Genomic DNA, 18,538 nt, shown 5'->3' on the forward strand with positions numbered 1-18,538 from the left:
TTTAGATGAACGGTTATTGGATGTATTGTTAAAACGCATTAAAAAAGAGCCAAACGCTAAAAACGTTTGGCTCTTTTTATGAGTGATCGATCATTTATTACTGGTAAGTTATTGCTGGACAGAAACTATTGCTCAAGTTGTGCCATCACGTCAGCAGAGAAGTTCACATTGCTATAAACCTCTTGTACATCATCTATGTCTTCTAGCATATCAATCATCTTCATGACTTTTTCTGCATCATCGATATTATCAATCTCAGCACTGGTCGATGGTGACATAGTCACTTCAGCATTATCAGATACCAGACCTGCAGCATTGAGAGCATCTTTGACTTGACCGAAACTTTCCCACTCAGTGATGACAAGCAGGCTTTCACCATCATTTTCAATATCAAGTGCGCCTGCATCTAATGCAGCAAGCATCACTTCATCTTCTAAGCTTACATCATTAAAAGTGATTTCGCCGCGCTTATTAAAAAGGTAAGCGACTGAACCTGAAGTACCAAGATTGCCATCGTACTTGGTAAAGGCATGGCGCACTTCACTGACAGTGCGATTAACATTGTCGGTCATGGTTTCGACCAGTACTGCGACGCCACCGATACCATAGCCTTCATAGCTGATCTCATCCATGTTTTCAGTATCACCGCCACCAGTACCGCGATCAACAGCACGATTGATGGTGTCTCTGGTCATATTGACTGATAAGGCTTTTTCAATAACGGCCCGTAAACGTGGGTTTTTGTCAGGGTCAGGATCACCTTGCTTAGCAGCTGAAACAATTTCACGAATAATCTTGGTAAATACTTTACCTTTTACTGCATCCTGACGGGCTTTACGGTGTTTAATATTTGCCCATTTTGAATGACCTGCCATATTATATCCTTAAGTGCTATATACTTTTTAGTATGAGCTCAATGTGAGTCATACCTATTACGAGTACTTTTTTATACCAATGTTTGAATGTTTTTGGAGCTTATAAATTTCACACTAACTAGCGCTTTTAATGTACTGTTGTAAGGTTATAAGCTTACGTTAACGTTAGCAATTTGTATGTTGCTAAGAGCTATTTTTTGCTACACTGTGGCAACTTATATGTTGTGATAACTGCTATAAGCGAACAATATTATAAACCAATTTTGCGTATTTTGAATAACTTGCGCTTATCCATCACACTTTAAATCATTGGATGCTATCAAGCCACTGATTCTATGAAGCCACTGATTCTATGAAGCAACCAACCGCTGAAGCCATTACTCATTTACGCAATCGCATTCACATTACTATTGAAGGCACAGATACCCGTTTGGGTAAGCTTTTTGATATTGTACTATTGATTGCCATTTTGACCAGTGTGGCTATCGTAATGCTTGATAGTGTTCTATACATGCGTTTGCAATATGGCACACTGTTTTTTTACGCTGAATGGTTTTTTACGATTTTATTTACGATTGAGTACGCTCTAAGGTTATTCTCAGCACCCAATCGTATTCGTTATGTTTTTAGTTTTTTTGGAATAGTGGATTTATTATCCGTATTACCAAGCTATTTAAGTCTAATGTTTGTGGGTGTGCAGTACTTACTCGTGATACGTATTTTACGTATTTTACGTATTTTCCGCGTTCTCAAGCTCAAAGCGTATATGCAACAAGCTGGATTTTTGGCTTCTGCGCTTAGAACCAGTCAGCAAAAGATTACGGTATTTTTCTTATCGCTCGTCTTATTAGTAACGATCTTTGGCTCGGTTATCTATGTTGTGGAAGGTCCAGAAAATGGCTTTACCAGTATTCCATTATCTATCTATTGGGCGATAGTAACCATGACTACAGTGGGATATGGTGATATATCACCAAAAACGCCACTAGGGCAAGCAATTGCATCCATGGTCATGATTACTGGTTACTCTATCATTGCAGTGCCAACAGGGATTTTTACCTCTGAGCTGGCACGTAATATGCGACCACAGCTCAATCCAATCACTTGTCCCAACTGTGGGAAGTTTGGTCACGCAGTTGGTGCGACATTCTGTGATCGCTGTGGCCATGCGCTACATGTTTAACGGTCGCTAGTATTGATTTTTTAGGTCTCTATGTATTCATTAGTTAGCAATGATAAGTCAATTTCCACCCCGAGGTTAACTAAGTTCCAGTACTGTCCTGATACGGTACGATCAAGCATCATGGTAGTTGCGGAAGGCTGAAATTGAGCAAAGTATTTTAAAGACGTACGCATCTGAGCAATAACTTCGTGGTGCACTTGACTACTAGAAAAATCAAAATGGCCATCTTGATGAGGCTTAATAGATAAAGGCTTCAAGCCAATAGCGAGCCATTGCTGGTAAAACTCGCCTGGAATATTGGTATCATCATTCCGGCGTATTCCCAGTGCAATCAGATCTTGTTCAAGTGCCGTCACATCGCCTTTGATAGCATGTTTAGCAAACCTACGAAACAATTGCACCTCACTATCACTATAGCTGCGAATACCGCCAAAGTCGTAAGCTACTACGCTACCATCAGTGCGGAAGGCAAAGTTACCGGGATGAGGATCACAGTGCATCCGGTATAAGCCAAATAGCTGGCCTGCTGTAAAATGAAACAGGCGCTCTGCTATTTTTTGCTTAACATCATTATCCCATGTCGCCGCTACTGTTAGCGTCTCTCCCATCTCTTCTGTCAAAGTCAAAATTCGTTTAGAAGAGTGGCTACCAATGACCTTAGGGATGATAAGACCGTTGTCCTCAGCATGAAATGCCCCAAATACCCGTAAGTTATGGGCCTCTTTAGTATAATCAAGCTCATCATGTAAGCTTTGACGTATCTCGTCAAATAGCTGATTTTGCAGGTCACGACTCATGTTAAGAACGCCAGCAATCTTTAAGGCCATGCGTACTTGCTTTAGATCACTGTCGCAATTCTCATCAACATCTAGATATTGCACCTTAACTACGACCTTTTGGCCAGAGGGCAGAGTAGCCTTGTGTACTTGACCAATGGAGGCTGCCGCAAAAGGTACTTCTTCGAATTCTGCAAACAGCTCACTAATAGATGCTTCAAGCTCACGTTCTACCTGTGTGCGTATCTGTACATATGGCATGGGTGGCGCATCTTTTTGTAGCTTTTCAAGCGCCGTTGCAACCTCTGGTGGAAACACATCTTTATATTGCGAGGCGATTTGCCCCACTTTCATGACAGCGCCCTTCATCTCACCAAGCGTTTCAGCGATTTGAACGCCTACATCTTGCATTAACTCTGAGCGTGCCTGTAAGCGTTTTTCTTCGTCACTAGAGAGGTGCTTTAGCGAGTTCTTAGCAGCTTTACCTGCAATACTTGCAGTCATGCCAGCAAGTTTCATAAAGCGTTTTCCGGACGATTTAGCCATTCATATCACCGTATATTGATTTTTTAGTTTTTTGCTTATAAATTAATGATTGATTAAAGAACGAGTCATATTTAATGCAATATTTCAGCCAATAAAACCCTTGATTTTAAAAGCGTGCTAGGGTTTTTCTAAAGACTGTATTAAGGCATGTGATAATGCCACTTAGCTGTCATTGTCCAAGTCAATGTGGTACGAATTAACCAGCCAATAATCGAGTGCCATCTGATAGCCTAAGTGGCCTAAACCACATATTACTCCAACTGCCACATCACTTAAGTAAGAATGTTGCCGAAAAGGTTCACGTGCATGAACATTAGATAGATGCACCTCTATGAATGGCTTTTGAGTGGCTAGTAGGGCATCGCGAATAGCGACTGACGTATGGGTAAATGCAGCTGGATTAATGATGATAGCATCCACTTGTGATACAGCATCAGCTAACAAACCATGATGCTGAATAGCATCAACGAGCTGTCCTTCGTGATTGGATTGAATACAAATAAGTTCAATGCCATGCTTTGCTGCTCTTATTGTTAAATGTTTTTCGATATCAGTAAGGGTTGTATGACCATAAATTTCTGGCTCGCGCTTACCTAATAAGTTGAGGTTTGCCCCATTAATGAGTAGTATTTTGCGTGTCTGTAGATTGTCTGTTTCTGAACCAGTTGCGTCTGCTACTGTTGTTTTTGAAGCTGATGCTGACGGGGAAGAGTTGCTCATAAGTTTCTCTACAGATTTAGGTGAATGTAATATTAGGTCTAATAGGGTTTGTAATTATAACTCATCTATAGTTTACTAATAAATCTTTAACATCATGTCACAGGCATGGTTTTATGGTGATTGCATATGCTTTGGCAATGCATTAGTGAGAGATGCCTTTGTAGACCTTACCTTTGCGTTAATACTCTTGTAAACGAAATATTCATTGAAATAACGGATAAGTAAGAGATTAAACTGTTACGCTAGATATGGGACTTTATCATAATAGCTCAATTGTTAGTTTATAAAAAATTACATAGATAGCTTACCTAAACATCAAAAATCATGTTAAATGACTTTGTGTTGCTAAAAACCCATGCTATGATATTTTTAAGTAGTGAATCTTGCGATTTTGTTGCTGCTACTTTTTGGAACAATTATAAGTAGCAATCATCCTTAAGTGATGATGCAACATCGCTAGTAAGTGCGTTAAGGCGCGATTATTTCATCTAAGAAGAAATTCTTATTATTTGATGAAAATGAATGTCCTTATATATTCTAAACGCAACTTTTAAATGATGGTATTTAAATCGTTATTGATTAAATAATTGATTTAAATTCTGATTTCATAATCTTAGACCCCGTTTATATGCAATTTCGCAAAGGAAGTTGGGGCTAGGCGTAATTTTAGGAAGCAATGTTATGTCAGATCGTGAGCAAGGTATCGTTAAGTGGTTTAATGATTCAAAAGGCTTTGGTTTTATTCAACGTAATAGCGGTGAAGACATTTTTGTCCATTTTCGCGCTATCCAAGGTGATGGTTATCGCTCTTTAAAAGATGGCGAAAAAGTTGAGTTTAACGTAGTGGAAGGCCAAAAAGGTCTACAAGCTGAAGAGGTTAGAAAAGTAGAAGACTGATCAATTCAGTCATTATAGTAGTTTAGCTATAATGATTTTACTAACTGCTGATATACTACTGAGTCAAGCCTGTCTATTCTTATCGATATTGGGTTTATTACAACATCGATAAGAATAGACATTAGGCTTGGCTTTTTTACGCTCCTATATTTCATAGGCCGTTAATTATTAGTTGCAGTTATCTATCCGCATTCATCTGCATTCATATACCAGCAGCTTTATCTAAATCTAAAAGCTACGTTAAGGTTTGCTGTGAGTCTGCTACTGTCAATACATAAGGATGATTTTTTGAGTAATTTTACGACATTTACTGATTTGCCACTTTCAGCGCCAACATTACGAGCAATCAGTGATTTGGGTTTTACCGAGTTAACGCCTATCCAAGCTCAGATATTACCACATACATTAGCGCATCAAGACGCGATTGGACAGGCGCAAACGGGAACAGGCAAGACTGCGACTTTCTTGATTACTATTATGGAAGCTTTACTTAAGCGTCCTTTTGGTCAGGAAGAAGAGCGTCATTTAGGTGAGCCTCGCGCCGTGATAATGGCACCAACACGCGAGCTTGCGCAGCAGATTTTTGATGATTGTGTGGCATTGACCAAATATACCGAGCTACATAGTGTCTGTATTATGGGTGGTACTAATTATGAGACTCAACAGCATGAGCTTGAGCGCCAATATGTAGATATTTTGGTGGCTACACCTGGACGTTTGATTGATCTTATGCATAAAGGTATGGTCTATTTGGATCGTGTAGAAGTACTTGTGTTAGATGAAGCTGACCGTATGCTTGATATGGGTTTTATCCCCGATATTAAACGTTTGGTTGGACGCATGCCAGCTAACACTGATCGTCAAAGCCTGCTGTTTTCAGCTACCTTTAATCAAGATGTTATGAACCTTGCTTATCGCTGGTTACATGAGCCCCAGTTTGTTGAAATTGAGCCTGAACACAAAACTAGTGAGCTAGTAGACCAGCATTTTTATTTACTAACAGAAGATCAAAAGTTAGAAGCGTTGCAGCGTATTATTACTGATAGCGCTGTAGAAAAAGTCATTGTCTTTGCCAATCGTAAGGATCAGGTGAAGCGTCTGTATCACAAGCTTCGTCAAGCGCATAAAATTGTTATGCTATCAGGTGACGTGATTCAGCAGAAGCGTGAAAAATACTTACAGCGTTTTAAAGACGGTCACGCCTCTATATTAGTCGCAACTGACGTAGCTGGGCGCGGTATTCATGTTGACGATATCAGTCATGTGGTTAACTATACCTTGCCGGATCAGCCAGATGACTATGTACATCGTATTGGTCGTACAGGGCGCGCTGGGCAAACAGGTATCAGTATTAGCTTTGTGAGTGAAGATGATGCTTTTAATCTACCTGCATTAGAGAAACACTTAGATACTAAGTTTAGCCTTGAGCAATGGCAACAGTAGTTATATCAATACTAAAAGCTTAAGTGTTGTCAGAAAAAGCCCGCAGCGATATTAACGTTGCGGGCTTTTTTTCGACATGCTTATAAGATATTGGCTTTTGGTATTTTCTGAGCTCAACTATTGAGAATGGTTCATGGTTTCGGAGTCAGCATCCATATAATGCATATTAGAATCCATTTGGCTCATATCATGATGGGTAGAGTCGCCTGCTTCAGAGGTCATAGCAGAAGAGCTACCATGATTCATTTGTGCGCCACTATCATGTCCACCATGCATATTAGTCATTATGATAGGCACAAACGCCACAGCCATTCCCGATAGTACCATCACTACACCATTTAGCTGGCGCAAGCGAAAGCGACCAATTTTGTCACGCATCCAGCTGACTGTTTTATGAGTAGCAACTAACATTGGCACTGTACCTAGACCAAAGACAAACATCAGTGCTGCGCCTCCTAAAGGATTATGAGCGACAACTGCAATAAGTAGGGCGCCATACACAAGTCCACAAGGTAGAAACCCCCATAGCAGACCAGCAGTTAAAGCACGTGGAAAGGTAGTGAGTGGAAATACCTTTTGGCGTAGTGGTCCAAGGATTTGCCAAAAACGCATACCAAAGCGCTCAAGCTTGGTTAAAAATGGCGCGCCCAACATTGTGACGCCAACAAGTACTAGCACTAAACCCAATAGAATACGTGGCATACTATTGCCTTTCATCAATGGCTCTAATACGGTTGTGCCAATTAATCCTGCCATCAAACCTAAAAAAGAATAGCTAAGTAAACGTCCAAGATGATAGGTAGCAACCAAACCACGGCGCTTGGCAGGACTAGCATCCTTCATTGATAGTCCAAATGCGCTCACCAGTCCGCCACACATGCCTAAGCAATGCGGTGAACCAAAAAATCCCATTAGTAATGCTGCAACTAATAATGCTGTGGTCATGAGCAGCAACTCCTAGAGTAAATAATAAGGTGAGAAAATGTTTATTCTATTGAAAATAAAAGCAGTAGATCGTTAACTAGATTAGAAGTTTTTAAAAATTTAATGCTATTTTTTATTATTAAGATCTGTATTGCTACCAGTTGTTATGTCATCTTCGTCCAAAATTACACTTTTAACAGTAGTTTCAGTGGATATTGTATCCGTTTTTTGAACAGTGTCGCTTGGCTCATGCGATTGGATAACCTGACGACGCTCTTGTCGATCATCCAAGATAATACGCTGCGAGGCATTATCTAAATCCTCAAACTGATTGGATTTTACGGCATAACGTACTGCCCATATAGCGACCACAAACAGCATTAAGCTTAATGGAATCAATAAAAATATACTGAGCATGGCAAACCTCTTAAATAGCAGTTTATTCTATTATTATACACTTATTGCAAGTGTAATAAATTGAGCTATGCAGGCGAAATCTGGGCAACTAAATTGGCACAAATTCATGAAGTATTTGTATTATTCATCAAAGGTTTTGACTGCATTACCTCTAGGCGTTAATAACTGCTGAGTGCTGACTTCTTCTGCAAGGCGACAGTCTGATTGCGGGCGCAGAACATCACGTAAATAAGCGGCTATTTCATAAACAGCACGTCTTGAATGGCTTAAGTTTTGTGCAGGCTCCATCCAATCAAGTTGAACGGGTAGTGGCGCGTTGATAGGAGTGCTATTAATCCCGTTTAGGGCAAATTGCCTGCGTGCCCGCGCCATATGATAGCTATCAGTGACAAGGTAAACATGATATAGAGGAACACGTTTGGCCGTAAACCGTGCATTTTCGCAAGTATTCATACTGGCGTTTTCGCTAATTGGTTCATCAATGCCGTGCTCGATGAGCCATTGACTCATCCAAGGCGCTTCAGCACCACTTAAAATAATAGGTAGCGGAAAATCATGATAGGCAATAGCGGCAGTACGGATACGGTTGAGACTATAACCATTAAGGATAGTTTGATTATTATTATCATTAGTGAGACCACCACCAAGGACCACATAAGCAGTAGGCGGCGAACTCATGGCACTAGCCGATATCGTAGGTAGCGGTAGATGCTCGAATACATAAGTAACCGTACGAGAAAACAGCGGTGTGAACAAACTAACAAGAATCAAAATAATCGCAGTCGAGCCCAGAAAAAAAGTCATATTAATAATACGAAACAATTTAATCATGCGTTCAGCTGAGCGCAGGTAATGCCCTGACAGCTTATGAGACCATGAACGCTTAGACCCCATGCTCACCATATCCAACTGTGCCATTAGTATTAACCCAAACTGGCTCACGGGCTAAAGTGATAGCAAATTTTTCATAAATACAGCTTATGATATGGTTCTGGGCTATTGCCACATCATCTTGGGTGGCTTGGTAAGGACGGTGATTAGTCAGTACTAATGCTTGTTTTTTATGAGTTACGATTGGTTCGATACCGCCGCCTTTTAGACCTGCTTGCTCTATTAACCAACCTGCTGCGACTTTGACCATTGAATCTGGCATTGGGTAGCCCACAATATCAGAATAATTACTCTGTAATGATATGAACTGGTTTTGACTGATAATAGGGTTTTGAAAAAAACTACCACAATTAGGGAGCTGTTTAGGATCAGGAAGTTTTCGTTGTCGAATATCGATGATAGCATGCATCACGTCCGCAGGAGCTGGTTGCATACGTCCTTGTTGCTCAGCATAACGTTGCGCCACTGTCTGGACATCACCATAACTAGCTAATACCTTTGTCTCATCAGTATGCAAGCGAAAACCCACACGGCTGATTAGCCAAGTGTTAGGCGTACGCTTAAAGATACTATCGCGGTAGCCAAACTCACAGTCAGTAGCGGTAAGAGAGTGCCAAGTTTTGGTCGGTAAGTGATAAGCGCGCACATACTGCAAATAGTCTTCTAACTGAACGCCATATGCTCCGATGTTCTGCACAGGCGCTGCACCAGTTAGCCCAGGAATCAAAGCCAAGTTTTCTAACCCGTACCAGCCTTGATTGACCGTATGAATAACCAAGTCATGCCAGTTTTCGCCTGCCATGACTTCAATATCAACATAATCTTGAGTCTGATCGGTGAGAGTAATGCCATGCATTTGCGGTCGTAGCACGATAGCTTGCAACTGCGTAGGTAACAGCACATTACTACCACCAGATAACACAAACAACGGCAGATTATGCCCAGTATTTTTTACATAACTTGTCATGAAGCTATCTAGCTGCGCCTCATCTTGTAAAGTCACTACTGTATCAGCTACACAAGCGAGCGCCATTGTATTGGTATGAGAAAGATCATGCGAACAATCATATTGGGCACTAGGAGCATGATGCAAATCTGTAGTCATAAAGCGACCTATTAGGCAAATAAATGGGGGCTGTTAAAGTAATGATTAAATTTCAAGTAGGCCTTAATACGCTCGTTATTATAAGGGATACGCGCTACAAAAGCAGATAAAATACTTAGGTTTTAGTATCCAACCAATGTTATTTAGCCATCATTACATTTGTATGCCTAAAGTTTCCTTACATGGCTTTCCAGCTTTCAATCCATGCTTGTGCGCTAGATTCAATACGTTCAATAACGTTTTCAAAAGCTTCTCCATCACCCTGAAAAGGATCTGGCACATCATCGCCGCCATAGGTAGGATCTTCTTCGCTAAACAAAGCTAATTTAGCCAGAGGTTTTTGCGACGTACCTTCAATACTGTCTTTTAATGCTTGCAAATCAGCTAGGTTCTGACCGTCCATTGCAAGGATTAGATCAAATTTACGAAAATCGTCAGCACTTATCTGACGTGCCACTAATTTGCTAATATTGTAACCATGACTCTTAGCATGGCGCTGTGAGCGTACGTCAGGGGTATGACCAATATGCCAATCGCTCGTACCTGCTGAGTCTATTTTCATTGAAAGCCCTGCAATAGCAGCTTGCTGACGGAAAATTTCCTCAGCAGTTGGTGACCGACAGATATTGCCTAGACAAACCAATAATACAGATGATGGTGCAGAAGCTTTAATCAGCATAATATGACCCTTTGTGACAATAAAAAAACATGCTATAGGGAACCAACATTAATAATGTGGTTCGTTAGCATGTTAGTGGATAAATAAATCAGCGCCAATTAGAGTAAAATGATAGACAGTTATCTTTGCTTAATTTAATAACGTCTACTTGTAATCTATTATCATCTAGCGCGACTTGTTAAGCGTAACGGTTAATGTGGTGAATAACAAGAGCACAGGCAAAACAATAGAAATATTTTAATCTTGCTGATGTTTGAAGCGTTGTAAATCACGGCGCTCCTTCTTGTTAGGCTTGTTATCAGGTCGAGCAAGGTTGGCAAGTTTACGCTGCTCAGCATAGTACGCGCGGCGCTCTTCACTTTCCTCAGTCTCTGAATACAACACTTGAGCGTTGGTAGCATTGCCACGTTGTGCAGTTAATGCTTCGACGACGACTGTCTTTTCGGTCATGGCAGTGGCTGAGCCTTGTCGGATACTCAATTCATCTCCGACTGCAATCTCTTTGCTGGTTTTGACACGGCTACCTGCATAATGCACGCGCCCACTTTCGATGGCTTCTTTGGCAAGAGTGCGAGTACGATAAAATCGCGCTGCCCATAACCATTTATCGAGCCGCATACGCACAGCATCAGGTTTACTGTGGCTGGGTTGATTATGGTTTTTATTGTGTTTACTCATCAAAACCTCATAGATATCAATAAACTAAGATAATAATGGTGTTTCTTTTACGAATTAAAAGAGTGATAGCTTATTAAAATAACAGATGATTTAAATGTTTGTCTGTATTTAAAACAAGATAGCATCAACGGAGACTAGGGCGGCTTTATGCCAAAACAATGGTATGTGACAAGCTTCAATACCATTATTGGTTTGAGCGACCAAGGTTGCCAGCGGATTAACCGCAATAAAATCGATAATACTATCAAAATTGTTTTCGGCAAAATTTGAAGGGACATGCATGGTATTCTCAATCTAAGCCTTAGTTAAAATCAGTTACACCATTGTTTTTCACACGGTATACCATCGTTGTTACCGTCCATTTTCGTATCTAGGCAGTTATTTGTGAAATAAGTGGCTTCTGCACACGAGGTCATCTGAGAGCAATGCTTTCTGCCATCGCATGAGAAGCTTGGCGCTGCTGGCTGTGACGTTAATACAGGACTTACTGCAGAGGTTGATGTTGAATTTGGATCAGAGTCAACGTAGGTTGGCGTTATATCATCAAGGTCATCAGATGTGAAAGCAACTCCAGTTGATGTGTCATTCGCAATATTAGGTATAGGATTACTCGTGAAATTTTTGGGTTGAAGGATTTTGTAACCTATAATTGCTAAAGTCAACAATACAACGATCATCAATATTTTCCTTATCACTGCTTAATACCTATCAATAATATTTACAAACGAATAATCACTATTAATTCATCTATAGCAGTTTTCTAATTAATTAAAAAACTGCCACTGAAAATGATAGCTTACGTCTATTTTTATTTTAAAAATAACTGATAGCCAATATTGTCATTTAGCATGGTGCAGTCATAGCCAATATCAAGTAGGGCGTCTTGTAATTGACGTGAATTACTCTCAGAGGCTTGCAGACCAACCAACACTCGACCTTCAGCAGCACCGTGATTGCGATAATGGAAAAGCGTAATGTTAAAATCATCGCCCAGTTTTTCTAAAAACGTTAGCAGTGCACCTGGGCGCTCAGGAAAGGTGATTTTTAATAATTGCTCGTTTTCGACATGAGCATGTCCACCAATTAAATGACGAATATGTGATTTAGCGATATCATCATCAGTTAAGTCATGCGCCGTATAGCCATCAGCTGCTAATTGGTTACTAATCGTTTGACGTTCTTTATCACCTTCTTTTAGCGCAATACCGACAAAGATTGACGCAGGCTCCATAGAGTCTGGCGACTTTTTGCTATCAGCACGGTAATTGAACTCAGTGATATTACGTCCATGCAGGCTGCGGCAAAAATTTAAGAACGCACCGGTCTGCTCAGGAATAGTCACGCCAAAGATGGCTTCTTTTTTCTCACCGATTTCAGTACGCTCAGCGATATAACGTAGGCGGTCAAAGTTCATATTGGCACCGCAAATGATGCCGACGCAGTTTTTACCTTGTAAATCATTAGCTTCAATATATTTTTTCATACCAGCGACTGACAATGCGCCAGCAGGTTCAACGATACTACGATTTTCTTCAAAGATATCTTTGATAGCCGCGCAGACTTCATCATTGGTACAGGTCACGACCTCAGGCTCAACAATTGGCCCTGAATTATCGCTTTTTTGCGTACGTACGACGTCAAAAGGTAGCTCACCAATTTGGGCGACTGCCACACCATCGACGAATAATCCTACTTGCTCAAGTTTGACTCGCTCACCGGTCTCAAGCGCCGCTTTTAGGCAGGCTGATTGTTCGGCTTCTACAGCGATGACTTTGACATGCGGAGCCACTTCACCCAAGAATGCCGCGACGCCTGAAATCAAACCGCCACCGCCAACCGCAACGAAGACATAATCCATATTGCGCCATTGCTGGGTTAGCTCAAGTCCGATGGTGCCTTGTCCAGCAATGACCAATTCGTCATCGTAAGGTGGGATAAAGGTTAAGCCCTCAGTCTCAGCACGATTGATGGCATAGCGATTGGCTTCATCAAAGCTGTCACCATGTAAGTCGACATTACCACCAAGCGCTCTAACGGCATCAACTTTAATGTCAGGTGTCGTCGTGGGCATTACTATAATGTTTTTAAGATTAAGGGTACGGGCAGAGTAAGCAACCCCTTGCGCATGGTTGCCCGCTGAAGCACAAATCACTCCGCGCGCTTTTTGCTCATCATTCAGTTGGCTAATACGGTTATAAGCACCACGCAATTTAAAAGATTTGACTGGTTGCAGGTCTTCGCGCTTAAGTCGAATATCATTGGTAAAACGCTGGGTCAGCTTAGGTGCGGCCTCAAGTGGCGTTTGAATAGCAACGTCATAGACAGTGGCTTGCAAGATGGCTCGTACCCAATGTGATAGCATAATGATCCCTAAACAAATGATATATGATGATAAAAATGAAATAGATTAGCCTATGCTGATTTTGACTATCTTGCAAGACACAATTGCAAGTTTTGCTTAGAATTTGATGCTTTGATGGATATGAAAGGTTTGTTTATAGCAAGTAGCACAGCTAAACAAAGATTAAATTAGAGTGGTCATTACCCTAACATCCATCAAATTCATCGGTTATAATAGCCACGCATTTTGATATTATTCTCACGTTGCCAAGGATTTATGATGAGCGATCAGCAAGCACAGAAACAAGCCGCAGCCAAAGCTGCTCTAAGCTATATCGAAGATGACATGATACTTGGGGTAGGGACGGGCAGTACGGTCAACTGTTTAATTGAGTTGTTGCCTACATTGAGGCTTGCTGGCGCCGTTGCTAGCTCACAAGTCACCGAAGATAAGCTTCGCGCGCTTGGTATCGAGATAGTTGATCTAAACTTTGCAGGTCAGCTTGACATCTACATTGATGGTGCTGACGAAGTTAACGCGCAGTTGCAATTAATTAAGGGCGGCGGCGGCGCACTCACTCGTGAAAAAATCGTCGCAGCGGCGTCTAACAAGTTTATATGCATGGTTGATGAGAGTAAAAGTGTCGAGATACTAGGACGCGCGTTCCCAGTACCAATTGAAGTGTTGCCACAAGCACGCTCATACGTAGCTCGCCAGTTAGCCCTTCTAGGCGGTGAACCCGTTTACCGTGAAGACTTTGTCACAGATTATGGCAATGTGATCTTAGATACTTATGATTTGGATGTTAGTAATCCAATAGCGCTTGAGAAAGAGTTGAACAATATCGTAGGCGTGGTATGTAATGGTATTTTTGCCGCCAATCAAGCAGATGTACTGTTAAAGGCGGGTAGTAATGGGGTGACGACACTCACTCGTTAAAAACGGCTCTTTAGACGGCTCGTCAACTAGTTGCTAATTTCTAATCGAAAGCTAAAAAGGCAGAACACTATAAATGTGATCTGCCTTTTTTATGCGTAATACTCTATGCGTAGTATTTTATAAATAGTTTGCTTAGTTATCTATGCAGGTAGCTTAATCTTGTCTTTTAATAAAAATTCCATCAAAGCTTTTTGTGCGTGTAAGCGGTTTTCTGCTTCATCCCACACGACAGAGCGTGGATCATCTAGCATATCATGAGAGATTTCTTCGCCGCGATGGGCAGGTAGACAGTGCATAAAGACGACGTCAGGATCTGCTTTATCTAATAGCGATGGCGTCACTTGATAAGGCGCAAAACGACGCGCACGGGTATTTTGCTCTGACTCTTGTCCCATACTTGCCCATACGTCGGTGACAATGAGATTAGAGTCTTTGGCAGCGTCTTGTACGTTTTCAACGAGACTGACACAATGCGAGAAGCGTTCCATCAGTTTTGGGTCAGGCTCAAAGCCATAAGGAGCCGCTACACGTAGCTCAAAACCAAACTGATTGGCTGCTTGCATAAATGATGAGCACATGTTGTTGCCATCACCCACCCACGTCACGATTTTGTTTTCAATACTGCCGCGATGCTCGTAGTAAGTTTGCATATCAGCAAGCAGCTGGCAAGGATGGAATTCATCAGTTAAGGCATTAATAATTGGCACACTTGAATACTTAGCAAAGGTCTCGACCTTTTCGTGGCCAAAGGTACGAATCATAATAATGTCGACCATGCTGGAGATAACGCGAGCTGAGTCTTCTAACGGCTCGCCGCGACCAAGTTGCGTATCATTTGGTGATAAAAAAATAGCACTACCACCAAACTGTCCCATACCAGTCTCAAAAGAGATGCGTGTACGGGTGGATGACTTCTCAAAGATCATGCCAAGCGTACGACCAACAAACGGCTGATATATCTCGCCTGCGTGTTGCATCTTGCGCAATTCGCTGGCGCGTTTGATAAGATTTTCTAGTTCTTGTTTGGTTAAATCAGATAAGGTCAAAAAATGGCGCAAACTCATAGCAATCCTAGCAGTCGATCACAGTCAATGAAACGTTATCAGCCGTCAATGGCGACAAGCAACTGCCTTGGCCGTGGTGACAACAAACTTTTAGTATAGCGTAATTACTTTCAATGTAAATGCCAATTTTTGGTATCTGAGCCAGTATGATGACTGACCTATAGTAAGTAAATTAAATAGAAATACAGTTGCACTTATGCACGTTTGGGACGAGCGCTTAATCTACATAGTAGCTCATAGCCAATAGTGCCTGCATGACTGGCGACTTCATCAACGTGCGGCATAGCGCCCCACAGGAAGACTTTGCTATCAAGTGCGATATCTACCGGAGCTGCGCTCAAGTCAATGACAATCATATCCATAGCAACTCGCCCACGGATAGGGCATGGATAGCTTGTGTCGCTTTCAGCATCGATAATACAAACGTAAGCATCATCGCTGATGACGCGTGGATAACCATCACCGTAGCCAATACTAACAAGAGCAGTTCTCGTATCTTGCTGTGCAGTCCAGCGGCTGCCATAGCCGATTGCATCACCAGCATTAACTACTTGCATTGCCATAATATGGGCGCTAAATTCCATCGCAGGCTGTAGGTTTAAGTCGTTAGCTGATTGATCGATGACAGGTGAGCTACCGTATAACATGATACCTGGACGTACCCAGTCAAAATGGTTATCAGAGAAATTTACTATTCCTGCTGAATTACACAATGAGCCTTCAATAGCTGGGCTTATCTGTTGTTGCAAATAGCTCAACATCTCAGAGAAGCGCTGTATTTGAATGGCATTTAGCGGATGGTCACGATTATCAGCGTTCGCAAAGTGCGTTGTTAGAATAAGCTGGTAACCAGCATCGTGTAAGCACTGTGCTGCTTCTACGACCGTCGTTTCGTTGAAGCCTAAACGATTCATGCCAGTATTATATTTTAGCCAAACTTGACGCGCTGGGCTGTCAGCTGCTGGGACGTTCTCTAAAGCCCAGTCTAACTGCGGTGCATGATGAATCACACAGCTGCAAGCGTTATCGATAGCTTGCTGCCACTCTTTGGCGCTAAACACCCCTTCAACCAAACCAATCGCTTTATCCCAGCCCAGTTGCCGCGCCTCCATTGCTTCGGCAAACGTTGCAACGCCAATACCATCTGCTTGCTGCAATGCTGGCAACACGGCAGCCACGCCATGACCATAAGCGTTGGCTTTTACCATTGCCAGCACTTTAGCATTGGGCGCGCGTTTTTTGACTTGATTCAAATTGTGAGTAAGAGCAGCAGGATTAATAGTAATGGTAGCAGTGCGCATAATTAAATTCTTTATTAGCAATTGGTTGTTAGAAAGTAGTTATAAGTCGTCAATCATTAAATTGACGTTATTCATCATTCATCGTCAAAAGTCACACCTTGATAGTACTCAGGCGTCAGGTTGATAAAGCGGGTAAATTGACCTTCAAAACCTAAACGTATGGTACCGATAGGACCGTTACGCTGCTTACCGATAATGATTTCAGCCACCCCTTTATGGTCTGAGTTTTCATTATAAACCTCATCACGATAGATAAACATAATCAAATCGGCATCCTGCTCAATTGCACCGGACTCACGTAAATCTGACATGATTGGACGCTTGTTAGGTCGGTTTTCCAAGCTTCGGTTCAGCTGCGATAGGGCAATGACTGGACATTCAAGCTCACGTGCTAGAGCTTTTAGACTACGAGAGATTTCCGAGATTTCTCCAACACGGTTACCATCGAGGCCAGGGACTTTCATCAACTGTAAATAATCGACAATGATAGCGCCAAGCTTGCCATCATGGTTTTTAGCGATACGGCGACAGCGTGAGCGCAGCTCTGATGGTGGCAATGCAGTACTATCATCAATGTATAAATGCTTAGACTGCAAATGCTGAATCGCGTTCATCATTTTTGCCCACTCATCTTCATTCATTTGTCCTGAACGCAAATGAGTCTGATTAATGGCGCCCCAAGAAGATAGTAGACGCATCACAATAGATTCTGCTGGCATCTCCATAGAAAACACAACGACAGGCAAATCTTCATTAAACAACACGCCTTCTGCTAAGTTCATAGCAAAAGTAGTCTTACCCATAGAAGGACGTGCGGCGACAATCACTAAATCGCCTGCTTGTAGACCTTGGGTTTTATTATTCAGCTCAGCAAATGGTGTCTGTAAGCCGATCATACCGTCAGGATTTGATTTGAGCTCCTGAATTTTATCAATTACGTTGGTCAATACTGAGGTAATACCGACAGGGCCGCGCTGCTCAGCACGCTTATTGTGTTGCTCGTTGATGCTAAATATCTTGGCCTCAACGTTATCTAAAATATCGCTGACCGTTTGATCTTTAGGATTATAAGCAAGGGTCAGCATATCGTTGCCAGTGGTAATCAGCTGGCGTAGGGTTGATAATTCTCGTACACGCTGAGCGTAGGCGGTCAGGTTAAATAAAGTTGCAGGGCTTTGACTCAAAATATCTGCCAAGTAGCTGTCGCCGCCAGCGGTTTTGAGCAGTTTTTGCGCCTCTAGCCAATCATGTACCATGACAGTATCGTAGGGTTCGTTAACCGCTGCCAAGTGAGCGATAGCATCAAATATGTGTTGATGACGTCCCGCATAGAAGTCGTCTTTGGTGACGATATCTGCAATCTTGTCATATGCCTCTTCGATACTCATCAAAGAAGCCAGTAGCGCCTTTTCAATATCTATATTGTGCGGGGGCTGCTGATTGAGTAGGTCGTCAGTTTTGCTAGTGTCTGCCATGAGTGCCTAAGTATTTATAAGTGAATTATTTATAAGTCAGTACTTCTAAAATCGCTACAAGTATAGCGCTAATTGTAAGCGCTATATCATAAAATGGCGCATCCAGCACCTACGATAAGTACCACAAAAACAAGCCTCAATTGATGCTACAATTAAAAGCGAAAGTCTATCACATTATGATTGTTAAGAGGCTGACAATAGATAGTTTCTCTAATTCTGTTAGTCAGTTTATTGTCAAAAATAGCGACTGTCATAACCGTATAAATGACGATTTCTTTTATAAA

General features: G+C 41.8%; 19 protein-coding genes. 4 read left to right on the forward strand and 15 right to left on the reverse strand.

What is annotated here, in order from left to right:
• Positions 1 to 125 precede the first annotated feature (125 nt).
• Positions 126 to 875: a YebC/PmpR family DNA-binding transcriptional regulator gene (locus AK823_RS05955; protein ID WP_068035420.1), complete on the reverse strand. Its 750-nt coding sequence runs from the start codon at positions 873 to 875 to the stop codon at positions 126 to 128.
• Positions 876 to 1,227: 352 nt separating this feature from the next.
• Here AK823_RS05955 and AK823_RS05960 point away from each other — a divergent pair, with 352 nt between their 5' ends.
• A complete protein-coding gene (locus tag AK823_RS05960) occupies positions 1,228 to 2,058 on the forward strand; it encodes an ion transporter (protein ID WP_068035423.1) in 831 nt (276 codons plus the stop codon).
• A 20-nt stretch (positions 2,059 to 2,078) separates the two neighbouring features.
• On the opposite strand, the gene AK823_RS05965 is transcribed toward AK823_RS05960, so the two are convergent.
• Positions 2,079 to 3,380 (reverse strand): AarF/ABC1/UbiB kinase family protein, encoded by a 1,302-nt coding sequence (locus AK823_RS05965; RefSeq protein ID WP_068327265.1) that lies wholly within the window; start codon positions 3,378 to 3,380, stop codon positions 2,079 to 2,081.
• Between the two features lie 162 nt (positions 3,381 to 3,542).
• Positions 3,543 to 4,100 (reverse strand): type II 3-dehydroquinate dehydratase, encoded by a 558-nt coding sequence (aroQ, locus tag AK823_RS05970; RefSeq protein WP_068327268.1) that lies wholly within the window; start codon positions 4,098 to 4,100, stop codon positions 3,543 to 3,545.
• A 681-nt stretch (positions 4,101 to 4,781) separates the two neighbouring features.
• Between aroQ and AK823_RS05975 the strand changes: the two genes are divergently transcribed.
• Positions 4,782 to 4,997, forward strand: a complete 216-nt coding sequence (locus AK823_RS05975; RefSeq protein ID WP_068035429.1) for a cold-shock protein — start codon at positions 4,782 to 4,784, stop codon at positions 4,995 to 4,997.
• Positions 4,998 to 5,285: 288 nt separating this feature from the next.
• Positions 5,286 to 6,440 carry a DEAD/DEAH box helicase gene (locus AK823_RS05980; RefSeq protein WP_068035431.1) on the forward strand — a complete coding sequence of 385 codons (1,155 nt, stop codon included), beginning with the start codon at positions 5,286 to 5,288 and terminating at the stop codon, positions 6,438 to 6,440.
• 117 nt (positions 6,441 to 6,557) lie between these two features.
• Here the strand turns inward: AK823_RS05980 and AK823_RS05985 are convergent, their stop codons facing one another.
• From AK823_RS05985 to ilvA, 9 genes are all read right to left on the reverse strand, one after another.
• Positions 6,558 to 7,385: a sulfite exporter TauE/SafE family protein gene (locus AK823_RS05985; RefSeq protein WP_068327271.1), complete on the reverse strand. Its 828-nt coding sequence runs from the start codon at positions 7,383 to 7,385 to the stop codon at positions 6,558 to 6,560.
• A gap of 105 nt (positions 7,386 to 7,490) precedes the next feature.
• Positions 7,491 to 7,781 (reverse strand): cbb3-type cytochrome oxidase assembly protein CcoS, encoded by a 291-nt coding sequence (gene ccoS / locus AK823_RS05990; RefSeq protein ID WP_068327274.1) that lies wholly within the window; start codon positions 7,779 to 7,781, stop codon positions 7,491 to 7,493.
• Positions 7,782 to 7,901: 120 nt separating this feature from the next.
• Positions 7,902 to 8,699, reverse strand: coding sequence for a YdcF family protein (locus AK823_RS05995; protein ID WP_228138921.1), 798 nt, complete (start codon positions 8,697 to 8,699; stop codon positions 7,902 to 7,904).
• Positions 8,665 to 9,777: a UDP-N-acetylmuramate dehydrogenase gene (gene murB / locus AK823_RS06000; protein WP_068327281.1), complete on the reverse strand. Its 1,113-nt coding sequence runs from the start codon at positions 9,775 to 9,777 to the stop codon at positions 8,665 to 8,667. The genes AK823_RS05995 and murB overlap by 35 nt, the downstream gene beginning before the upstream one ends.
• 178 nt (positions 9,778 to 9,955) lie before the next feature.
• Positions 9,956 to 10,456: a low molecular weight protein-tyrosine-phosphatase gene (locus AK823_RS06005; RefSeq protein ID WP_068327284.1), complete on the reverse strand. Its 501-nt coding sequence runs from the start codon at positions 10,454 to 10,456 to the stop codon at positions 9,956 to 9,958.
• 237 nt (positions 10,457 to 10,693) lie between these two features.
• Positions 10,694 to 11,134, reverse strand: coding sequence for a S4 domain-containing protein (locus tag AK823_RS06010; RefSeq protein ID WP_068327287.1), 441 nt, complete (start codon positions 11,132 to 11,134; stop codon positions 10,694 to 10,696).
• A gap of 108 nt (positions 11,135 to 11,242) precedes the next feature.
• Complete coding sequence (locus AK823_RS13930; protein WP_082785654.1) at positions 11,243 to 11,416, reverse strand: FMN-binding negative transcriptional regulator; 174 nt, start codon at positions 11,414 to 11,416, stop codon at positions 11,243 to 11,245.
• A gap of 29 nt (positions 11,417 to 11,445) precedes the next feature.
• Positions 11,446 to 11,811 carry an excalibur calcium-binding domain-containing protein gene (locus AK823_RS14350; protein WP_203226580.1) on the reverse strand — a complete coding sequence of 122 codons (366 nt, stop codon included), beginning with the start codon at positions 11,809 to 11,811 and terminating at the stop codon, positions 11,446 to 11,448.
• A 131-nt stretch (positions 11,812 to 11,942) separates the two neighbouring features.
• On the reverse strand, positions 11,943 to 13,496 hold the full coding sequence (gene ilvA / locus AK823_RS06020; protein WP_068327290.1) for a threonine ammonia-lyase, biosynthetic: 1,554 nt from the start codon (positions 13,494 to 13,496) through the stop codon (positions 11,943 to 11,945).
• Between the two features lie 258 nt (positions 13,497 to 13,754).
• Between ilvA and rpiA the strand changes: the two genes are divergently transcribed.
• Positions 13,755 to 14,414, forward strand: coding sequence for a ribose-5-phosphate isomerase RpiA (gene rpiA / locus AK823_RS06025; protein ID WP_068327293.1), 660 nt, complete (start codon positions 13,755 to 13,757; stop codon positions 14,412 to 14,414).
• Positions 14,415 to 14,554: 140 nt separating this feature from the next.
• Here rpiA and argF read toward each other — a convergent pair whose 3' ends face one another.
• From argF to dnaB, 3 genes are all read right to left on the reverse strand, one after another.
• Positions 14,555 to 15,478 carry an ornithine carbamoyltransferase gene (gene argF / locus AK823_RS06030; protein ID WP_068035449.1) on the reverse strand — a complete coding sequence of 308 codons (924 nt, stop codon included), beginning with the start codon at positions 15,476 to 15,478 and terminating at the stop codon, positions 14,555 to 14,557.
• A 194-nt stretch (positions 15,479 to 15,672) separates the two neighbouring features.
• A complete protein-coding gene (gene alr / locus AK823_RS06035; RefSeq protein WP_068327295.1) occupies positions 15,673 to 16,779 on the reverse strand; it encodes an alanine racemase in 1,107 nt (368 codons plus the stop codon).
• Positions 16,780 to 16,853: 74 nt separating this feature from the next.
• A complete protein-coding gene (dnaB, locus tag AK823_RS06040) occupies positions 16,854 to 18,254 on the reverse strand; it encodes a replicative DNA helicase (RefSeq protein ID WP_068035453.1) in 1,401 nt (466 codons plus the stop codon).
• Positions 18,255 to 18,538 lie beyond the last annotated feature (284 nt).

The organism is Psychrobacter sp. P2G3, from assembly GCF_001593285.1.
Classification (GTDB): domain Bacteria; phylum Pseudomonadota; class Gammaproteobacteria; order Pseudomonadales; family Moraxellaceae; genus Psychrobacter.

Bases quoted from the DNA above. Each gene is read 5' to 3' on its own strand.
- AK823_RS05955 (WP_068035420.1), bottom strand. From the start codon at position 875: ATGGCAGGTCATTCAAAATGGGCAAATATTAAACACCGTAAAGCCCGT.
- AK823_RS05960 (WP_068035423.1), top strand. From the start codon at position 1,228: ATGAAGCAACCAACCGCTGAAGCCATTACTCATTTACGCAATCGCATT.
- AK823_RS05965 (WP_068327265.1), bottom strand. From the start codon at position 3,380: ATGGCTAAATCGTCCGGAAAACGCTTTATGAAACTTGCTGGCATGACT.
- aroQ (WP_068327268.1), bottom strand. From the start codon at position 4,100: ATGAGCAACTCTTCCCCGTCAGCATCAGCTTCAAAAACAACAGTAGCA.
- AK823_RS05975 (WP_068035429.1), top strand. From the start codon at position 4,782: ATGTCAGATCGTGAGCAAGGTATCGTTAAGTGGTTTAATGATTCAAAA.
- AK823_RS05985 (WP_068327271.1), bottom strand. From the start codon at position 7,385: ATGACCACAGCATTATTAGTTGCAGCATTACTAATGGGATTTTTTGGT.
- ccoS (WP_068327274.1), bottom strand. From the start codon at position 7,781: ATGCTCAGTATATTTTTATTGATTCCATTAAGCTTAATGCTGTTTGTG.
- AK823_RS05995 (WP_228138921.1), bottom strand. From the start codon at position 8,699: ATGGCACAGTTGGATATGGTGAGCATGGGGTCTAAGCGTTCATGGTCT.
- murB (WP_068327281.1), bottom strand. From the start codon at position 9,777: ATGACTACAGATTTGCATCATGCTCCTAGTGCCCAATATGATTGTTCG.
- AK823_RS06005 (WP_068327284.1), bottom strand. From the start codon at position 10,456: ATGCTGATTAAAGCTTCTGCACCATCATCTGTATTATTGGTTTGTCTA.
- AK823_RS06010 (WP_068327287.1), bottom strand. From the start codon at position 11,134: ATGAGTAAACACAATAAAAACCATAATCAACCCAGCCACAGTAAACCT.
- AK823_RS13930 (WP_082785654.1), bottom strand. From the start codon at position 11,416: ATGCATGTCCCTTCAAATTTTGCCGAAAACAATTTTGATAGTATTATC.
- AK823_RS14350 (WP_203226580.1), bottom strand. From the start codon at position 11,811: ATGATCGTTGTATTGTTGACTTTAGCAATTATAGGTTACAAAATCCTT.
- ilvA (WP_068327290.1), bottom strand. From the start codon at position 13,496: ATGCTATCACATTGGGTACGAGCCATCTTGCAAGCCACTGTCTATGAC.
- rpiA (WP_068327293.1), top strand. From the start codon at position 13,755: ATGAGCGATCAGCAAGCACAGAAACAAGCCGCAGCCAAAGCTGCTCTA.
- argF (WP_068035449.1), bottom strand. From the start codon at position 15,478: ATGAGTTTGCGCCATTTTTTGACCTTATCTGATTTAACCAAACAAGAA.
- alr (WP_068327295.1), bottom strand. From the start codon at position 16,779: ATGCGCACTGCTACCATTACTATTAATCCTGCTGCTCTTACTCACAAT.
- dnaB (WP_068035453.1), bottom strand. From the start codon at position 18,254: ATGGCAGACACTAGCAAAACTGACGACCTACTCAATCAGCAGCCCCCG.